12 protein-coding genes and 6 pseudogenes are annotated in these 18,198 nt (G+C 72.3%); 8 read left to right on the top strand and 10 right to left on the bottom strand.

From position 1 onward, the window contains the following. The first annotated feature begins 3 nt into the window (after nt 1-3). From DA06_RS17590 to DA06_RS17575, 4 genes and pseudogenes are all read left to right on the top strand, one after another. Nucleotides 4-489 (top strand): hypothetical protein, encoded by a 486-nt coding sequence (locus tag DA06_RS17590; protein ID WP_043502512.1) that lies wholly within the window; start codon nt 4-6, stop codon nt 487-489. Nucleotides 490-499: 10 nt separating this feature from the next. After that, nucleotides 500-961 carry a DUF421 domain-containing protein gene (locus DA06_RS17585; RefSeq protein WP_043502510.1) on the top strand — a complete coding sequence of 154 codons (462 nt, stop codon included), beginning with the start codon at nt 500-502 and terminating at the stop codon, nt 959-961. 115 nt (nt 962-1,076) lie between these two features. Beyond that, nucleotides 1,077-1,481, top strand: a pseudogene (locus DA06_RS17580) (hypothetical protein); the annotation flags it as partial. Between the two features lie 85 nt (nt 1,482-1,566). Then, a complete protein-coding gene (locus DA06_RS17575) occupies nt 1,567-2,391 on the top strand; it encodes a PQQ-dependent sugar dehydrogenase (protein WP_418605584.1) in 825 nt (274 codons plus the stop codon). On the opposite strand, the gene DA06_RS17570 is transcribed toward DA06_RS17575, so the two are convergent. From DA06_RS17570 to DA06_RS17530, 9 genes and pseudogenes are all read right to left on the bottom strand, one after another. Further along, nucleotides 2,315-2,824: a hypothetical protein gene (locus DA06_RS17570; RefSeq protein ID WP_418605583.1), complete on the bottom strand. Its 510-nt coding sequence runs from the start codon at nt 2,822-2,824 to the stop codon at nt 2,315-2,317. The two genes, DA06_RS17575 and DA06_RS17570, sit on opposite strands and share 77 nt — an antisense overlap. A 209-nt stretch (nt 2,825-3,033) precedes the next feature. After that, nucleotides 3,034-4,752: an ABC transporter family substrate-binding protein gene (locus tag DA06_RS17565; RefSeq protein WP_043502502.1), complete on the bottom strand. Its 1,719-nt coding sequence runs from the start codon at nt 4,750-4,752 to the stop codon at nt 3,034-3,036. A 193-nt stretch (nt 4,753-4,945) separates the two neighbouring features. After that, entirely contained in the window at nt 4,946-7,078 is a 2,133-nt protein-coding gene (locus tag DA06_RS17560; RefSeq protein WP_418605582.1) for a dipeptide ABC transporter ATP-binding protein, read from the bottom strand. Further along, nucleotides 7,075-8,061, bottom strand: a complete 987-nt coding sequence (locus DA06_RS17555) for an ABC transporter permease (RefSeq protein ID WP_043502499.1) — start codon at nt 8,059-8,061, stop codon at nt 7,075-7,077. Before DA06_RS17555 ends, DA06_RS17560 begins: the two co-directional genes overlap by 4 nt. Nucleotide 8,062: 1 nt before the next feature. Next, on the bottom strand, nt 8,063-8,755 hold the full coding sequence (locus tag DA06_RS17550) for an ABC transporter permease (protein ID WP_418605581.1): 693 nt from the start codon (nt 8,753-8,755) through the stop codon (nt 8,063-8,065). A 437-nt stretch (nt 8,756-9,192) separates the two neighbouring features. After that, nucleotides 9,193-9,897, bottom strand: a pseudogene (locus tag DA06_RS17545) (MFS transporter); the annotation flags it as partial. Nucleotides 9,898-9,927: 30 nt separating this feature from the next. Further along, nucleotides 9,928-10,935 carry a DNA polymerase III subunit delta gene (holA, locus tag DA06_RS17540; RefSeq protein ID WP_052436914.1) on the bottom strand — a complete coding sequence of 336 codons (1,008 nt, stop codon included), beginning with the start codon at nt 10,933-10,935 and terminating at the stop codon, nt 9,928-9,930. Nucleotides 10,936-11,130: 195 nt separating this feature from the next. After that, a complete protein-coding gene (locus DA06_RS17535; RefSeq protein WP_418605580.1) occupies nt 11,131-11,496 on the bottom strand; it encodes a hypothetical protein in 366 nt (121 codons plus the stop codon). Next, the gene (locus tag DA06_RS17530) at nt 11,490-12,035 is read right to left on the bottom strand and encodes a ComEC/Rec2 family competence protein (protein ID WP_418605579.1); all 546 of its coding nucleotides are present in this window, start codon (nt 12,033-12,035) and stop codon (nt 11,490-11,492) included. The genes DA06_RS17535 and DA06_RS17530 overlap by 7 nt, the downstream gene beginning before the upstream one ends. 30 nt (nt 12,036-12,065) lie before the next feature. Between DA06_RS17530 and DA06_RS17525 the strand changes: the two are divergent. Then, nucleotides 12,066-12,407 (top strand): annotated as a pseudogene (locus DA06_RS17525) (AraC family ligand binding domain-containing protein); the annotation flags it as partial. A 43-nt stretch (nt 12,408-12,450) separates the two neighbouring features. On the opposite strand, the pseudogene DA06_RS17520 reads toward DA06_RS17525, so the two are convergent. Then, a pseudogene (locus DA06_RS17520) lies at nt 12,451-14,056 on the bottom strand (RecQ family ATP-dependent DNA helicase); the annotation flags it as partial. Here DA06_RS17520 and secF point away from each other — a divergent pair. The 3 genes and pseudogenes from secF to DA06_RS17505 all read left to right on the top strand — a co-directional run bounded on the left by secF (nt 14,055) and on the right by DA06_RS17505 (nt 18,163). Next, entirely contained in the window at nt 14,055-15,167 is a 1,113-nt protein-coding gene (gene secF / locus DA06_RS17515; RefSeq protein WP_043502478.1) for a protein translocase subunit SecF, read from the top strand. The pseudogene DA06_RS17520 and the gene secF overlap by 2 nt on opposite strands. After that, a pseudogene (locus DA06_RS17510) lies at nt 15,167-15,717 on the top strand (adenine phosphoribosyltransferase). Before secF ends, DA06_RS17510 begins: the two are co-directional and overlap by 1 nt. A gap of 104 nt (nt 15,718-15,821) precedes the next feature. Then, nucleotides 15,822-18,163, top strand: a pseudogene (locus DA06_RS17505) (RelA/SpoT family protein). Nucleotides 18,164-18,198 lie beyond the last annotated feature (35 nt).

The following is an 18,198-nucleotide window of genomic DNA, read 5'->3' as shown; positions in this document are numbered from 1 at the left end:
ACCGTGGACCTCGACATCAACCAGCACGAACGTTTCCAGCAGCGGGAGTGGGCCGCGAACCGGCTCGGCTGGGTCCTGCTGGGCCTGTTCATCGTCGCGGGTCTGGTCGGCCTGCTGGGCACCGGTCCGCTCAGCTGGACCACGACGGACAGCCGGAACGGCGTGCTCACCCTCGAGCACGACCGGGTGACCCACTACGAGGCCGACGACACCATCACGCTGACCGTTGCCCCGGACGCCGTGGTCGACGGCACCGTCACGGTGCAGCTCACCGGGTCCTGGCCCTCCGGCGTCGACGTGCAGAGCATCTCGCCCGAGCCGGCGGAGCAGCGCGCCGTGCCGGACGGGCTGGTGCTCGAGGTCCCGGTCGAGGGCGGCGGCGACGTGGAGATCTCGGTCAACTTCCGCGCCCAGGAGATCGGCACGCTGAGCGGCGACGTCGCCGTCGGTGACGACACGGTCTCGTTCTCCCAGTTCGTCATGCCCTGAGGAGGCTCACATGGATGCCGTGCTGCGCGCCGCGGCCGTCTACCTGGTGCTGCTGCTGATCTTCCGCCTCTCCGGCAAGAGGTCGCTCGCCCAGGTCACCACCTTCGACTTCATCATTCTGCTGATCGTCAGCGAGGCCACGCAGCAGGCGCTTCTCGGGGAGGACTTCTCCATCACGCAGGCGGCCCTGGTGATCGCCACGCTGGTGATGCTCGAGCGGATGTCGGACTACTTCTCGTGGCGGATCCCGTGGTTCGCCAGGCTCTCGGAGAGCACACCCGTCGTCCTCGTCGAGGACGGCAAGCCGCTGGAGAAGGTCATGCGCAAGGAGCACATCTCCACCAGCGACATCCTGTCCTCCGCCCGTGAGACGCAGGGCCTGGAGCGGATGGACCAGATCAAGTGGGCCGTGCTGGAGACCTCGGGCGGCATCAGCGTGGTGCCGAGGTCCAACGCCGCCCCGGAGATGTAGCCCGCGAGGTGCCCCCGCGAGCCATCATGGGAGGACGGGCGTGCGGCCCCGCCGTGCGGCCTGTGCCAGGAGTGCGTGCGGCCTGCCCGAGAGCGAGGCAGCCGATGTGGAGGTGATGACGAGGATGGGCCCGGTGCGTCCCGGTGGACCGGCCTTCCTGACCGCGCTGGTTCTGGCGGGATGCGGGGTGCTGGCGGGGTGCGGGGCAGGCGGCGGAGAACCGTCGGCCGGCGCGCCGTCGACCGCACCCCCCGGCGCGGCACCGGCGAGCGCCGTCGTGCCGCCGGCCACTGCGGGTCCCTCCGCCACCGCCGGCCCCTCCGGCAGCGCCGCGCCCGGTGCAACGCCGTCGGCCACGGCAGGCCCGTCGGTCGCCGCCAGGCCCGGTGTCCTGGCGACCGACCTCGTCTCACCCTGGGGGCTCGACTTCCTTCCCGGCGGCGACGCCCTCGTCACCGAGCGCGACACCGGCCGGGTGCTCCGTGTCACCCCCGACGGTGCGGTGACCGTCCTCGGGACCGTCCCGGGGGTCCGCCACGGCGGAGAGGGCGGCCTGCTCGGCATCGCCGCCGCCCCCCGACGTGGCCACCAGCGGCAACGTGTTCGTGTACGCGACCACGGACCTCGACAACCGCGTCCTGCGGCTGCGGCTCAGCGACGACGTCGTCGGGCCGCCCGCGGTCGTGCTCGACGGCATCCCGCGGGCGGGGAACCACAACGGCGGGCGCCTGGCCTTCGGTCCCGACGGGCACCTCTACGTCACCACGGGCGACGCCGGCGAGCCCGGCAGGGCCCAGGACCTCGAGTCGCTCGGCGGGAAGATCCTGCGCATCGACCAGGAGGGCCGCCCGGCGCCGGGGAACCCGTTCGCCGGATCGCCGGTGTGGTCCTACGGGCACCGCAACGTCCAGGGCATCGGCTGGGACGAGGACGGCCGGATGTACGCCAGCGAGTTCGGCCAGAACACCTACGACGAGCTCAACCTCATCGAGCCCGGCGCCAACTACGGCTGGCCCCGGGTCGAGGGTGCGGGCGGCGTCGAGGGCTTTGTCGACCCGATGCGGCAGTGGTCCACGGCGGAGGCGTCACCGAGCGGGATCGCCGTGGTGGACGACGCGGTCTACCTTGCGGCGCTGCGCGGCGAGTCGCTGTGGCGGGTGCCCCTCGCCGGCGGCGGGCGGACCGGGGAGCCGGTCCGCCGGCTCGACGTGACGCCCCGGCGCGGCGGCCCGCGGCGACTCCTGCGCGGCGGCCCGCGCCGGCCCCGATCCGGCGTACGGCCGGTGCCGGCGATCCGGGAGATGATGCGCGGATGGGACCGACTCTCGTCTTCCGCTCGACGTCCAGCAAGGTCTACGCCGTCATCGCGTGGGCCGCGAGCGCAGCCGTCCTCGTGGCCGTCACGACGAACGGCGGCGCGGCCGAGCTGACGCAGTACGGCGCGGTCCCGCTCGCGCTGGCCGCGGGTGCGTGGGCCGTCTTCTGGGACCCGCACGTGACGGTTTCGCCCGACGGCGTGACGCTCGCCAACGTCTGGCGCACCGTGCAGGTGCCGTGGGGCGCGGTGGAGCGGGTGGAGAGCCGCTGGGGGCTGCGCCTGCACACCTCGCGCGGGCGGTTCAGCGCCTGGGCCACGCCGGCCCGGGGCAAGCTCGCGCTGAGCCGGCGCACCTCCGTCTCCGACGCCCTCCTCGACCCGGCGTCCTCCGCCCACCGCAACCTGCCCGGCGACGCGGAGCTGGTCGCGCGGGTCATCGAGACCCGCCTGCTCGCCGGCGCCGCGGCCGGCGGCGCGGTCGTGGCCCGGCCGAACTGGCGCACCGTCGCGGTGGTCCTCGGGTCCGTCGCGCTCGCCGTCGCCACGGTGTCCCTGCTGGGCTGAGGCACCGCGCACGCACGGTCCCGGTGCGAAGGACCCCGGCACGGTCACGAAGCACCCCGGCACCGCCGTGCCCGCTGGCGCGGCGAAGCGCCCGGCCCGGGCACGGCGGAGGGCCGGTGGTCGCCCACCGGCCCTCCGTCGTCGTCCATCGTCACGGGCTGCTCGCGCCGCCCGCGGGAGACCTCCCGCCTCAGGCGGTGAAGCCCCAGTTCTCCGGACGGGTGGTGCTGAAGCCCTCCGCGCCGAAGTTGGCGAGGTTGCTCACGGCGCCGACCAGCTGCGGGCGCTGGTACAGCGGCAGGGTGTGCACGGACTCCCAGATGAGCTTGTCGGCCTCGTTGGCCATCTCGATGCGCTTCTCGTGGTCCGTCTCGGAGTCGATCTGGGTGATCAGCTCGTTGAGCTCGGGGTTGTTGAGGTTCGCGTAGTTGGAGCCGTTGGTTTCCGGGTTGCCGTAGATCTGGGCGATGCCGTACATCGGGTACGGCGTGCCGATCCAGGAGAAGGCCATGATCTCGAAGTCACCGGCGTCGAGCGCGGTGCCGAAGTCGGCCGTCGCGACCTGGACGAGCTCGAGGTTGATGCCGACCTCCTTCAGCTGCGCCTGGGCGAGCTGGCCCTCGTTCTCCGACGTCGGCACACCGGTCAGGACGGAGAACTTCACCGTCAGCGGCTCGCCGTCCTTCTCACGGATGCCGGTCGACTCGTTGAGGACCCAGCCGGCCTCCTCGAGCTGCGCGGCGGCGGCCTCCGGGTCGTAGGCGAACTCGCCGGTGTTGTCCTGGAAGCCCTCCTGGCCCTCGACGAAGATGTGGTTGCCGAGCGGCTTGAGCAGCTCCTCCGGCAGGCCGGCGAGGTCGGACTGGGCGATGGCCTCGCGGTCCAGCGCCTTGACGATCGCCTGGCGCACCTCGAGGTCCTGCAGGTGGCCGGCCGTGGAGTTGAAGGTGAAGTGGCGCCAGTCCGGGCCGTTCGCCTGGCGGATCTCCGCGTTGGCGACGGTCTGGGCGAGCGCGTAGGCGTTCGGGTCCGGCCCGATGTCGAAGACGTCGATCTCGCCGTTCTGGAAGGCGGTGCCGGTGGCGTCGGACTCGATCGCGCGGAACTGGATCTCGTCGAGCACCGGGGCGTCGCCCCACCAGTTCTCGTTCGGCACGAGCGTGACGACCTGCTGCGCGGTGTCGAGGTTGTCGACGACGTACGGCCCGGTGAACCAGTCGCTGTTCAGCTCGAGCCACGACTCGTTGAAGGTGGCCGGGTCGGCGACCCCGTCGGCCGGGAGCACGGAGCTCAGCGGGGAGCTCCAGTCCGGGAAGGTGGACTTGAAGGTCACGACGACCTGGAACTCGTCCTCGCCCTGCTCGACGGACTCGATCGCCTCGTACGGACCGGTCTGCACGCACTGGAACTCGGCGTTCTCGCCGTTGCAGGCCGCCAGGGTGGCCTGGTAGTCCTCGACCGTGATCGGGTCGCCGCTGTTCCACTTGGCGTCCGGGTTCAGGGTCAGCGTGACGACCTGCTTGCCGTCGGTCACCTCGTCGCTGACGTCGGTGAGGTAGTTCTCGTTGGGCGTGGGCACGCCCTCGCCGTCGTAGTCGAAGTTCGCGACGCTCATGGTGTCGCGGATGTCCGTGTAGTCGGCGTTGTTGCCGTTCACGTGCATCGGGTTCCACTGGTCCGGCAGGTTCGCGACGGCGCGGCGCAGCTGCCCGCCCTCCTGCAGGTCCTCGCGGGCGACGGAGTTGATGTCGAACAGCTCCCCGTCTCCCTCGGCGACCCCGCCGGCCTCTCCGCCGGTGGCGCCACCCGTGGCGTCGTCGCCGCCGTCACCGCTTCCGCTGCAGGCCCCGAGCACCAGCGCAAATGCTGCGCCGGTCGCGAGGACCGCTGCACCCTTCTTCGTGCGCACTGTTGAACCTCCGTCGTTCCTGACGAACGTGCGCGGGTCTGCCGCTGGGCGCAGACATCGGTCTGCGGCACGTTCGTGAGGAGTACTGAACCATGGCCGTTGTGACGTTCCGCACCCCCGGACCGATATCAGCCCATCTGTGACCCAATTGAGACCGTTCGAGACGAGGGTCTCGCCCTGTGGTCCCCCGGGGTCAGAAGACCTCTACGGGCTCCGCGTAGTGGCAGGCCGAACGCTGGTCGCGCCCCATCTGCCGCAGCGCTGGGTCCTCCCCGACGCAGCGCTCCCGCTCGGTCTCGCCGAGCGTGAGGAACTTCTGGCAGCGGGTGCGGAACCGGCAGCCCGACGGCGGGTCCGCCGGCGAGGGCAGGTCGCCGGCCAGGATGATCCGCTCCCGCCGTCGCTCCTTCTCCGGGTCCGGGACGGGGATCGCGGAGAGCAGCGCCTGCGTGTACGGGTGCGTGGGGTGCTCGAAGACCTGGTCGACCTGCCCGACCTCCACGATGCGGCCCAGGTACATCACCGCGACGCGGTCGGCGATGTGCCGGACGACGGAGAGGTCGTGCGCGACGAAGAGATAGCTGAGGTCCAGCTTGGCGCGGAGCTCGTCCAGCAGGTTGATGACCCCGGCCTGGATGGACACGTCGAGCGCGGACACCGGCTCGTCCAGGACGAGCAGCTTGGGCTCGAGCGCGAGCGCCCGGGCGATGCCGATGCGCTGCCGCTGGCCGCCGGAGAAGTGCTGCGGGTACCGGTTGGCGTGCGAGGGCTCCAGGCCCACCAGCGCCAGCAGCTCGCGCACCCGCCGCTCGATCTCCTTGCGGGAGTAGCCGTTGGCCTCCATCGGTTCGGCGATGATGTCGAACACCGGCAGGCGCGGGTCCAGCGACGCCATCGGGTCCTGGAAGACCACCTGCAGGTCCTTGCGGACCTCCTTGCGGGCGCTGCGTCCCCCGAGCCCGGAGACGTCCTTGCCGAGGACGACGATCTTGCCGTCCTGGGGCGCGCGGAGGTCGAGGATCTCCAGCAGGGTGGTCGTCTTGCCGCACCCGGACTCCCCCACGAGCCCGAGGGTCTCGCCGGCACGGATGTCGAAGCTGATGCCGTCGACGGCGTGGACGGTGCCGACCCGACGGCGGAAGACCGCTCCCCGGGTGAGCGGGAAGTGCTTCTTCAGGTCGGTGACCCGCAGAACCTCCTCGCGCTGCTCCCGCGGCACCCGGTCCAGCTCGGTCTCGATGATCCGGGGCAGGGGGTAGATCTCCTTGTAGGTGAGGTCGCCGGCGGTGATCTCCTCGGAGCGGTGGCAGGCCGAGACGTGGTCGAGGCCCCTGGTGACCTCCAGCTGGGGCTCGACCTCCCGGCACACGTCCACCGCCATGGGGCAGCGGGGCTCGAACGGGCACCCCGGCGGCAGCGCGAGCAGGGAGGGCGGGTTGCCCTCCACGGGCGCCAGCGCGGTCTTCTTCTCCTCGTCGGGCCGGGGCAGGGAGCCGAGGAGCCCGATGGTGTAGGGCATCGTCGACCGGTAGTAGATGTCGTCGACGTCGCCGTGCTCGACCACGCGGCCGGCGTACATCACCGCCACCCGGTCGGCCATCCCCGCCACGACGCCGAGGTCGTGGGTGATCATGACGACGGCGGCCCCGGTCTCCCGCTGCGCGGTCCTGAGCACGTCGATGATCTGCGCCTGGATCGTCACGTCGAGAGCCGTCGTCGGCTCGTCGGCGATGATCAGGTCGGGGTCGTTGGCGATCGCCATGGCGATCATGGCCCGCTGACGCATGCCGCCGGAGAACTCGTGCGGGAACGCCCGCACGCGGACCTGCGGGTTGGGGATGCCGACGAGGTCGAGGAGCTCCACGGCCCGCGTCCGCGCGGCCCGGTCGTCGAGCCCGGAGTGGATCTGCAGCGCCTCGACGATCTGGTCGCCGATCGTGTAGACGGGCGTCAGCGCCGAGAGCGGGTCCTGGAACACCATCCCCATCTGCCGGCCACGGATGCGCGACATGTAAGCGTCGGAACGGCCGAGCAGCTCCTCGCCGTGCAGGCGCACCGAGCCGGAGACCCGCGCGGTCTCGGGCAGGAGCCCCATCACGGCCATGGACGTCACGGACTTGCCGGAGCCGGACTCGCCGACGATGCCCAGGACCTCGCCCGCACCGACGGAGAAGTTGACGCCGCGCACCGCGTGCACCGCGCCGTCCTCGGACGGGAAGCGGACGTCCAGGTCCTCGACCTGCAGGACGGGCGTCCCCTCGGTGCGCGTCGGGACGGCGCGGGCGTCCGCGCTGGTTCGGGTACGGCTGCGGCTGACGATGTTCACGCGCGTCCTCCGGACTTGGACGAGGGGTCGAGGGCGTCACGGAGACCGTCGCCGATGAAGTTGATGAAGACGAGCATCAGCACGAGCGCCGTGGCCGGGGACAGGAAGATCCACGGGTAGGTCGCGGCCATGCGCTGCCCCTCCCCGATCAGCGTGCCCAGCGAGGTCTCCGGCGCCTGGACGCCGAAGCCGAAGAAGGACAGCGACGTCTCGGCCAGCACCGCCGACGCGACGGCGAGGGTGGCGTCGATGATCAGCAGCGAGGAGATGTTCGGGATGATGTGGCGGAAGATGATCTTCGGCGTCGGCACGGACATGTACTTCGCGGCCGTCACGTACTCGAGGTTCTTGATGCCCAGGGTCATGGAGCGCACCACGCGCGCCGAGAGCATCCAGCCGAAGCCCGCGAGCAGCATGATCAGCAGGAGGACGGAGCCGGACGAGCCTCCGGCCTGCACCGAGATGATCGCGATGATGAAGAAGGCCGGGACCACGAGCAGCAGGTCGATGACCCACAGCGCGACCTTGTCGAACCACCGTCCGTAGTAGGCGGCGAACGCGCCGACGGTGGCCGCGACGAAGGTCTGGATGAGCGCGACCCCGAGGCCGATCATCATCGACTTGCGCAGGCCCTCGATCGTCAGGGCGAAGACGTCGCGCCCGGCCTGGGTGGTTCCCAGCACGTGGGCGTCGCTCGGAGGCTTGAGGAAGGCGCTCTGGTCGACCTGGGTGTAGGACCACGGCGAGACCAGCGGCCCCACGAGAGCCACGACGACGAGGAGCAGGTAACCGACCAGGCCGACCACGGCCGTCTTGTTGCGCAGGAACCGGCGCAGCACGATGCGGCCGCGGGAGAGCCGCCGCGAGTCGGGCGCACTGTCCTGCGCGATCTCCGGCAGCGTGGCGCTCAGGGGGATGTCCTGGCCGCTCTGCTCGACGTCGACGGTGATGCCGGCCGGGCCGGCGGAGTGCTTCTCGCTCATGTCAGCTCACCCTCACTCGCGGGTCGAGGAACGCCACCAGCACGTCGGAGAACGTCGCCCCGACGAGGACGCACACGCCGCCGAAGGCCGCCACGGCGACCGACCCGTTGATGTCCTGCTCCTGGATCGCCTGGACGCCGTAGATGCCCATGCCGTGCCAGCCGAAGACCAGCTCGAGGAAGATCGAGCCGAGCACCACCTGCGCCATCGTGAAGGCGAAGTACGTCCCGACGGGGATCAGCGCCGTGCGCAGCGCGTGCTTGCGCAGCGCGGCGGCCTTCCGCAGCCCCTTGGCGCGGGCGGTGCGCACGTAGTCGGCGCCGAGCGTGTCGAGCATGAGGTTGCGCTGGATCCGGCTGTACGTCGCGGCGTAGATGAGCAGCAGCGTCAGGGTGGGCAGCAGCAGGTGCTGGAGCCTGTCCCACAGCGGCGACAGCGCCGTGTCACCGTGGCGCCCGGTCTCGCCCAGGAACTCGAAGAACTGGCTGCCCGTGGCCTGGTTGTACTTGATCGCAAGAAGTTGCAGCACCACGGCGATGACCACCGTGGGGGTCGAGATGATGATCAGCGAGGCCAGCGTGGTGACCCGGTCGCTCATCCGGTACTGCCGCACTGCCATCCACGCCCCGAGCGCCACCCCGAGGACGATGCCGAGCAGCGATCCCGCCGCCACCAGGCGGAGGGAGACGAACATCCGCGTCCCGATCTCCTCGTTGACGCTGGCCCCGAAGGGCGTGCGCCCCCAGTCCCACTGCGTGACGACCCCGCTCAGCCACGTCCAGTAGCGCTCGAGGAGCGGGACCTGGTCGCTGAGGTTGTACGACCGCAGCGCGTTCTCGATCGACGCGGGGTCGACCGGGGGGGTTGCGCTGCTCGTACAGCATCCTCGGATCCAGCTGGGTGGCGGCGAGGATGTACACCAGGCTCACCGCGACGAAGAGCAGGACCACGTAGTTGAGGACCCTGCGGGAGAGGAACAGGAGCATGCTCTGGCTTTCGGCAAGGGTCGGACCCACGCCGAACGTCGGCACGTTCGTCGTGGGTCGACCTGACGGACAGCACCGGCACAGCGCTGTGACCTGGCTCATGCCGGCGTCACGACAGCGTACACGCCTCCCCCGCGGGCCTCGCGCCGAAGACCGGCTCGGAGTCCTCGAAGCGTCGCACGGCGGCCTCGGCCTCCGCGTGCCGGCCCCGGGACTCGAGGAACCGCACCGACTCGGGCAGTCCGCGGCGTACGTAGAGCGCGTACAGCGCCGGCAGCGCGCCCAGCGCGAGCGCCCACCGCCAGCCGTTCGCGGTGTCGGAGACCACGAAGTAGCCGATCAGCGCCGCCGCCAGCCAGCCCACGGCCCAGAACGCCTCGAGGACGACGACGAGCCGCCCGCGCATGCGCCGCGGTGCGTACTCGCTGACGAGTGTCGAGGCGACCGGCAGCTCGGCCCCCAGGCCGAGGCCGACGACGAGCCGGAGCGCCAGCAGTGCCCCGACCGAGGTGACGAGCGCCGACGCTCCCGTGGCGAGGCCGTAGACGAGGAGGGTGACGGCGAAGACGTTGCGGCGGCCGATCCGGTCGGCCAGCAGACCGCCCAGCGAGGCACCGACGGCCATGCCGACGAACCCGATGGACCCGACGAGGCTGAGCTCGGTGTCCGTCAGCCCCCACTGCACGACCAGGGCGGCCATCACGAACGAGACGAGACCGACGTCCATGGCGTCGAGGGCCCAGCCCACGCCGGAGCCGACCAGCAGCCGGCGGTGCTCGCGGGTGAAGGGCAGCCGGTCGAGCCGCTCGTTGCGGGTGGGACGGGTGGTCCTCACGGGGCCTCCGTAGATGGGCGCGGCGTCGTACGTGCCGGACGGAGCTCAGTGCCGCCCACGCGCCGCTGCCACCTTGAGGACGGCACGCTCGACGGCGAAGACGGGGTCCCGTCCGAGCCCCTTCACCTCCGCGTCCGCCGCGGCGACGGCCGTGATGGCGGTCGCCAGGCCCTCGGGCGTCCAGTCCCCGAGGTCGCGCCTGGCGCGGTCCACCTGCCACGGGGCGAGACCCAGCTCGCCGACGGAGACCCCCGACCGGCCCCGGGTGGCGGCGACCTTGGCGAGGGTGCGGAGCTTGACCGCGAGCGCGGCGACTATCGGCACGGGCCCGGTGCCGGTCGCGACGGCGTGGCGCAGGAGCGCGACCGCCTCGCCGGCCTGGCCGGCGACGGCGGCGTCGGCGACCCGGAAGCCGGTGGCCTCGACGCGGCCGCCGTAGTAGCGCAGCACGACGTCGGTCGTCACCGTGCCGGTCGTGTCCGCGATGAGCTGGCTGGTCGCCGCGCCCAGCTCGCGCAGGTCCGCGCCGGTAGCCTCGACGAGCGCCTGGACGGCGTCGGGCTCGATGCGCCGGCGCGCCCGGCGGAAGTCGGCCCGGACGAAGTCGGCCTTGTCGCCGTCCCTCTTGACCTGGTCGCAGACCACCACGGGATGGCCGGCCGCCGCGACGGCGTCGAGGAGCTTCTTGCCGCGGGTGCCGCCGTTGTGCCGCAGGACGAGCCAGACGTCGTCGGGCACGGCCCGCAGGTAGACGAGCGCGTCGTCGAGGAGGGCGTCGGTCATCGCCTCCGCGCCCTGGACCACCACGCAGCGGCGCTCGCCGAACAGGGACGGGCTGGCCACCATCTCCAGCTGCCCGGACTCGTACGCCGCAGCCTCGATGGTGGTGACCTCCACCTGCGGGTCGGCCTCGCGGGCCTGGTCGAGAAGCCGGTCGACGGCGCGGTCGGCGAGCAGGCCCTCGGTGCCGCGCACGAGCACGACGGGGGCGAGCTCGACCTGGTCCCAGGTCAGTGAGGGGGCGGTCCTGCGGCGGGCGGGTGGCACGTTCATAGCCTGCCACGCCGCACCGACACGGCGGTCCGCCGCCCACGTCGCCCCCCTCTCCGGCCACCGTCCCCACGCGGGTCACCGTCTCCGCCGTCTCCGGCCACCGTCCCCACGCCGGTTGCCGTCTCCGGCCGCCGTCCCCACGCCGGTCGCCGTCTCCGCCGCGGACGGCAGCGGCCCGCAGCTGGGGCGGGGATCTCACCCGCCCTCGCCGGGACAGCGCGCCAGCGCCTCCAGCCCTGCCGGGGAGCTGGTACGGACCACGGCCACGGGCCCGCAGAGGTCGGTCCGCAGGACGGGCCCCGAGCCTGCGTAGAGGTCGATCGCAGCTGCGGAGGGGTGCCCGTAGTCGTTGTCCTGTCCGACGCTCACGACGGTCAGGCGCGGCGCCAGCAGGTCCGCGAGCCCCTCGTCCTGCCGGGCTGAGCCGTGGTGAGCCATCACCACCACGTCGTACGGCGCCACCCGCGCCTGTCGCAGACGGCGCGCGAGCCTGGCCTGGCCGTCGAGCTCCGCGTCGCCGAGCGCCGCGGCGCGCAGTCCGGGGGCGTGGAGGCTCAGCACGAGGGACAGGTCGTTGACCGCCGCGTCCCCGGCCGCGGCGGTGACGGCGGCCGCGTCGGGCCCGGAGCCACCTCCCATCCGACCTCCCCGGCGCTCCCCCGCGCGGTCGGCGCGCCGGCGACCGGGCGGTCCACCGGCACTCCCGCGGCGGACAGCTGATCCAGCGCTGCGTCCACCGCCGCCGCCGGCTCCCGCCCCGGCCCCAGGAGCGCACGGCGCACCTCCACCGCGGCGAGCACCTCGGCCAGCCCGCCCACGTGGTCGGCGTGGGCGTGCGTCAGCACCAGCACGTCCAGGGTCTCCACCCCGGCGTCCCGGAGGCAGGCGGCCGCCCCGCCACCCGCCGGCCCGACGTCGACCATCACGGCGGCGCCGGGCCCCGAGCGGACGAGGAACGCCGCGCCCTGGCCGACGTCGCACTGCACCGCGGCCCACCCCGGCGGCGGCCAGCCGTCCGGCAGCAGTCGGCCGACCGCCTCGCGGGGGCCGGGCAGGACGAGCGGGACGAGCGCGACGGCCCACGGCCCCTCCGGACACATGCCCGCCCCCCGGCTGCCGGGTCAGCGGTCGTGACCGCCCGCCCCGCCGGGAGTACCGTCCACGGTCATGACCGGGTTGCCCGTCGCACCGTTCCGGCTGCCGGCCGCGCCGGACCACTCCGACGGCACCACACTGGCGTACGGGCGGCGCCCGGCATCGAGCGTCTCGAGGCCTCGCTCCGGGGCACCGCCTTCGCCACCCACAGCCACGACACCTACGCCGTCGGGGTGACCCTCGCCGGGGTCCAGACCTTCGCCTACCGCGGCGACCACCAGGTCGGACTGCCGGGCGAGGGGCACATCCTTCACCCGGACGAGGCGCACGACGGCGTCCCGGGCACGGAGGACGGGTTCGGGTACCGGATCGTCTACCTCAGCCCGCACCTGGTGCAGCAGGCGCTCGGCGGTCGGCCCGCCACTGCCGCCGCGGGGAGATCTCCAGCCCGGGCCGGTCGAGGGCGGCCCGCACCTGGTCCACCGCGCCGGCGTCCACGGCGGCGTCGAGGGGCAGGCCGCCGCACAGGTCGCACCGCCCGCACCGCCAGCCCTCCACGAGATCGGGGTCGTCGAGCTGGCGGCGCAAGAAGGCCATGCGGCACTCGGGCGGGGCGAGGCGCTGGTAGTCCACCATCGCCTGCTGCTCGTCCTCGCGGGTGGCCTCCACCCGGGCGTAGCGCCCGGCGTCGTAGACCCACTCGGTGCCCGTGGCCTCCCACCCGCCCCGCACCCGGCGTACCGCACCGTCGACGTCGAGGACCTTCAGCATCGTCTCGAGCCGGTTGCGCCGGAGGTCGACCTGCGTCTCCAGCCGCGCGGTCGACATCGTGCCGCCCTCGGCCAGCGCGGCGAGGGTCTCGCGCACCGCGGACTCGGGCGGGAACCCGAGCGAGCCGAAGTAGTTCCAGATGTCCCTGTCCTCCTGGCCGGGCAGGAGCACGACGTCGGCGCGCTCCACGCCGCGACCTGCGCGGCCGACCTGCTGGTAGTACGCGATGGGGGGAGGAGGGGGCGCCGAGGTGGACGACGAAAGCCAGGTCGGGCTTGTCGAAGCCCATGCCCAGCGCCGACGTGGCGACCAGCGCCTTGACGCGGTCGGCCTTCAGGTCCGCCTCGAGCTGCTCCCGCTCGGCGGTGTCCGTCTGCCCGGTGTAGGCCGCCACCTCGTGGCCCGCGGCGCGCAGCTGCTCCGCGACGCCGTGCGCCGCGGCCACGGTCAGGGTGTAGACGATGCCGGAGCCGTTCCACCGGCCGAGCTGCTCCCCGAGCCAGGCGACCCGGCCGGCGTGGTCGGGCAGCGGAAGGACACCGAGGTGCAGGGACGGCCGGTCCAGCGAGCCGCGCAGCACGAGCACGTCCTCGTCGTGCCGACCGACACCGAGCTGCTCGGCCACGTCACGGCTGACGCGGGCGTTCGCCGTCGCCGTCGTCGCGAGCACCGGGATGCCGTCCGGCAGGTCCGAGAGCAGGGTGCGGATCCGGCGGTAGTCGGGGCGGAAGTCGTGACCCCAGTCGGAGATGCAGTGCGCCTCGTCCACGACCACCAGGCCCGCGCTCGCCGCGAGGCGGGGAAGCACCTCGTCCCGGAAACCGGGGTTGTTCAGCCGTTCCGGCGAGCACAGCAGGACATCGACCTCGCCCGCGGCGATCGCCGCGTGCACGTCGTCCCACTCCGTGACGTTCGACGAGTTGATGGTGACCGCGCGGATGCCGGCGCGGGAGGCGGCGGCGATCTGGTCACGCATGAGCGCCAGGAGCGGGGAGACGATGACGGTCGGCCCGGCCGGCGGGCGGCCGGCTGCGCCGGCCCGCAGCAGCGCGGTCGCCACGAAGTAGACGGCGGACTTGCCCCAACCGGTGCGCTCGACGACGAGCGCACGGCGGCGGTGGGCGACCAGCGCCTCGCGTGGCCGGCCCGGCCGCTGCGGAGGGCCCCACGCCTGCGGGCGCCGCCCCGCCGCCGGACGGCACCCGGCCGTCGGCGGACGACAGCGGTTCCTCGACCACGGAAGGTGAGCGGTGATGGCGTCGTTCGCGCAGATCGGCAACGATCTCTACACAGGCCGGCGGTCGTTCGACTTCATCGGCCGCCGCCGGACCTGGTTCGTCGCCGCCGCGGTGCTGATGCTCGCGTCGGTGCTCGTCGTCACCGTCAAGGGCATCAACCCCGGCATCGAGTTCCGCGGCGGTTCGCAGTTCACCGTCTCGGGTGCCGCAACCACGAGCCAGGAGCCCGCGAACAGGGTGCTCGAGGACCTCGGCGCCGGCGAGCCGCCGCGCGTGTCCGCCGTGGGCAGCGACTCGGTGCGCGTGCAGACCGAGCGTCTCACCAACGAGCAGACCACCGAGGTCCAGGGTGCCCTGGCGGAGGCGTACGACGTCCCGCCCGAGGATGTCGCCGCCACGTTCGTCGGCCCGACCTGGGGAGCCGACGTCACCTCGAAGGCCGTCCAGGGCCTGATCATCTTCCTCGTGCTCATCACGGTCGGGATGGCGCTGTACTTCCGCACCTGGACGATGGCGCTGGGCGCCGTGGGAGCGCTCCTCCACGACCTGGTCGTCACGGTCGGCGTCTACGCCGTGGGCTTCGAGGTCACGCCGGCCTCCGTGATCGGGTTCCTCACGATCCTCGGCTACTCCCTGTACGACACGGTCGTGGTGTTCGACAAGGTCCGCGAGAACAACGCCGACCTGTACACGCAGGACAAGTACACGTACGCCGAGGGCGCCAACCTCGCCGTGAACCAGACGCTCGTGCGCTCGATCAACACCTCGGTCACGGGACTCCTGCCGGTCGCGTCGATCCTCTTCGTCGGTGCCTTCCTGCTCGGAGCCGGCACGCTGCGGGACATCGCGCTCGCCCTGTTCGTCGGCATGACGCTCTCGTCCCTGTCCTCCGTCTTCCTCGCCGCCCCTCTCGAGGTGGCGCTGCGGGAGCGGAACGACGCCGTCGTCAAGCACACGAAGATGGTCCTGGAGCGCCGCGAGCGGCGCCGGGCGGCCGCCGGAGAGACGGCCGAGGGCGCGCCCGTCGACCTGGGCGCCCGCACGGAGGACCTCACCGGCGTCGGTATCGTCGCCGGGCACCACCTCGGCAACGCGGCCCAGCCGCGACGTCGCAAGAAGGGACGATGATGACAGCACCGGCGCCGAGCTTCCCCGGGGAGCTCACGGACCTCGTGCGCGAGCACGTGCGCGAGATCCCCCGACTTCCCGGCACCCGGGGTGCTCTTCCGCGACATCACGCCGCTGCTCGCGGACGGCCCGGCCTTCGAGGGGCTCGTCCGCGGGCTCGCCGAGACCTACCGGGGCCGCGTCGACGCCGTGGCCGGCCTGGAGTCCCGCGGCTTCATCCTCGCCGCGCCGCTCGCCATCGCGCTCGGCGTCGGCATGATCACCGTCCGCAAGGCCGGCCGCCTGCCCGGCCCGGTCATCGGCGTCGACTACGCCCTCGAGTACGGCACCGCGCGCATGGAGCTGCGGCCGGACACCATCGAGCGCGGCCAGCGCGTCCTCGTCATCGACGACGTGCTGGCCACGGGGCGGCACCGGTGCTGCGGCGATCGAGCTCGTCGAGCGCAGCGGCGGCGAGGTCGTCGCACTCGCCATGCTCCTCGAGCTCGCCGCGCTCGGCGGTCGGCGCAAGCTCGACGGCTACCAGGTGGACTCCGTCCTCGTGTACTGACCGGCGCGTCCGGAGCGCGCCGGCGGCTCCCGCCGCACGCGGGGTCCCTTCACCCGGAGGGAACCGATGCGTGCCCCTCCGCGGGTTCGCCGTAGGATCGTGCAATGGCAGGTGATCGGGTCCCGGCGCCGGGCGAGGTGAACGGCACCGACACGGTGGTGCCCGGCTCTCGTGTGCGCTCCCGTCTGGTGTGGCTCGGCTCACGCGGACACTCCAACCCGCCCGCGATCGAGCCGTTGCTGCGCGCCGTGCGCGCGAACCACCCCAAGGCGGACACCCAGCTGATCGTCCGGGCGTTCGAGGTGGCCGAGCGGGCTCACCGCGGCCAGATGCGCAAGAGCGGCGATCCCTACATCACGCACCCCCGTCGCGGTCGCGACGATCCTCGCCGAGCTCGGCATGACCCCCCTCGACGCTGGCGGCGGCGCTGCTGCACGACACCGTCGAGGACACCGACTACCCGCTCGAGCAGCTCCGCAGAGAGTTCGGCGACGAGATCGCTCTGCTCGTCGACGGCGTGACCAAGCTCGACAAGGTCACCTACGGCGACGCCGCCCAGGCGGAGACCGTGCGGAAGATGGTCGTGGCGATGGCCAAGGACATCCGCGTCCTGGTCATCAAGCTGGCCGACCGCCTGCACAACGCCCGCACCTGGAAGTACGTCCCGGCCGCCTCCGCGGAGCGGAAGGCCCGCGAGACCCTCGAGATCTACGCCCCGCTCGCCCACCGACTGGGCATGAACACCATCAAGTGGGAGCTCGAGGACCTGTCCTTCGCCACTCTGTACCCGAAGGTGTACGAGGAGATCGTCCACCTCGTGGCGGAGCGGGCGCCCGCCCGCGACGAGTACCTGCGAGCCGTGCGCCTGCAGATCGAGGACGACCTCCGGACCGCGCGCATCAAGGGCATCGTGACCGGCCGGCCCAAGCACTACTACTCGATCTACCAGAAGATGATCGTCCGCGGTCGGGACTTCGACGACATCTTCGACCTCGTCGGCATTCGCGTCCTGGTGGACACCGTTCGGGACTGCTACGCCGCGCTGGGCGCGATGCACGCCCGGTGGACCCCCCCTGCCTGGGCGGTTCAAGGACTACATCGCGATGCCGAAGTTCAACCTCTACCAGTCTCTGCACACGACCGTGGTCGGTCCGAGCGGGAAGCCCGTCGAGATCCAGATCCGGACCCACGACATGCACCGGCGCGCGGAGTACGGCGTCGCGGCGCACTGGAAGTACAAGGAGAATCCCAACGCCAAGGGCGCCAAGGGCGAACCGCCGCTCGCCACCGAGGAGATGGGGTGGCTGCGCCAGCTCGTCGACTGGCAGCGCGAGACGGCAGACCCGGGTGAGTTCCTCGACTCCCTGCGCTTCGAGATGTCGGGCGCGCAGGTGTACGTGTTCACGCCCAAGGGGGACGTGCTGGCGCTGCCGGCGGACGCCACGCCGGTCGACTTCGCGTACGCGGTGCACACCGAGGTGGGTCACCGGACCGTCGGTGCCCGCGTCAACGGCAAGCTCGTACCGCTGGACTCGCACCTCGAGAACGGCGACACGGTCGAGGTCTTCACGTCCAAGGCAGAGGGCTCCGGGCCCAGCCAGGACTGGCTGGCGTTCGTCAAGAGCCCCCGCGCCCGGAACAAGATCAAGGCCTGGTTCACCAAGGAGCGGCGCGAGGAGGCCATCGAGGCCGGGAAGAACCAGCTCGGCAAGGCCATGCGGAAGCAGAACCTGCCGATCCAGCGGCTGATGAGCCACGACTCGCTCTCCGCGCTGGCCACCGAGATGCGCTACGCCGACGTGTCTGCGCTGTACGCGGCGATCGGCGAGAACCACATCTCCGCCACGAACGTCGTCCAGAAGCTCGTGCAGTCCATGGGCGGGGAGTCCGGCGCCGAGGAGACGCTCGCCGAGGCGACCATGCCGGGCGAGCACCGCCCGCGCGCCCGGGCGGGAGACACCAGCGTCGTCGTCGAGGGGATGTCCGACACCGACATCTGGGTGAAGCTGGCGCGGTGCTGCACGCCGGTGCCCGGCGACCCGATCGTGGGCTTCATCACCCGCGGGTCGGGGGTGTCGGTGCATCGTGCCGACTGCGGCAACCTCGAGGGCCTGCGGTCGCAGCCGGAGCGCATGGTGGGTGTGAGCTGGGCGAAGAGCGCCCAGAGCTCCTTCCTCGTCCAGATCCAGGTGGAGGCGCTCGACCGCAACGGCCTGCTCTCGGACGTCACCCGGGTCCTCTCCGAGAACCACGTGAACATCCTCTCGGCGGCGGTGAGCACCTCACGGGACCGTGTCGCGCTGAGCAAGTTCGTCTTCGAGATGGCGGAGCGTCGCACCTGGGTCATGTCCTCGCCGCCGTGCGGAAGATCGACGGCGTGTTCGACGCCTACCGCGTGACCGGCACCCGCAGCGCCCGGACGCCCGCGCCGGAGTTCGGCCACTGACCTGGCCGGGGCCACCGGCCGGCCGGCCCGGACAG

Source organism: Georgenia sp. SUBG003 (assembly GCF_000715355.2).
Lineage (GTDB): Bacteria > Actinomycetota > Actinomycetes > Actinomycetales > Actinomycetaceae > Georgenia.
This window is presented reverse-complemented; position numbering and strand designations above follow the sequence as displayed.

What these genes read in the sequence shown, in the direction of transcription:
- DA06_RS17555 (WP_043502499.1), bottom strand. Translation starts at nt 8,061, where the DNA reads ATGAGCGAGAAGCACTCCGCCGGCCCGGCCGGCATCACCGTCGACGTC.
- secF (WP_043502478.1), top strand. Translation starts at nt 14,055, where the DNA reads ATGGCGTCGTTCGCGCAGATCGGCAACGATCTCTACACAGGCCGGCGG.
- holA (WP_052436914.1), bottom strand. Translation starts at nt 10,935, where the DNA reads ATGAACGTGCCACCCGCCCGCCGCAGGACCGCCCCCTCACTGACCTGG.
- DA06_RS17585 (WP_043502510.1), top strand. Translation starts at nt 500, where the DNA reads ATGGATGCCGTGCTGCGCGCCGCGGCCGTCTACCTGGTGCTGCTGCTG.
- DA06_RS17550 (WP_418605581.1), bottom strand. Translation starts at nt 8,755, where the DNA reads ATGTTCGTCTCCCTCCGCCTGGTGGCGGCGGGATCGCTGCTCGGCATC.
- DA06_RS17530 (WP_418605579.1), bottom strand. Translation starts at nt 12,035, where the DNA reads ATGTGTCCGGAGGGGCCGTGGGCCGTCGCGCTCGTCCCGCTCGTCCTG.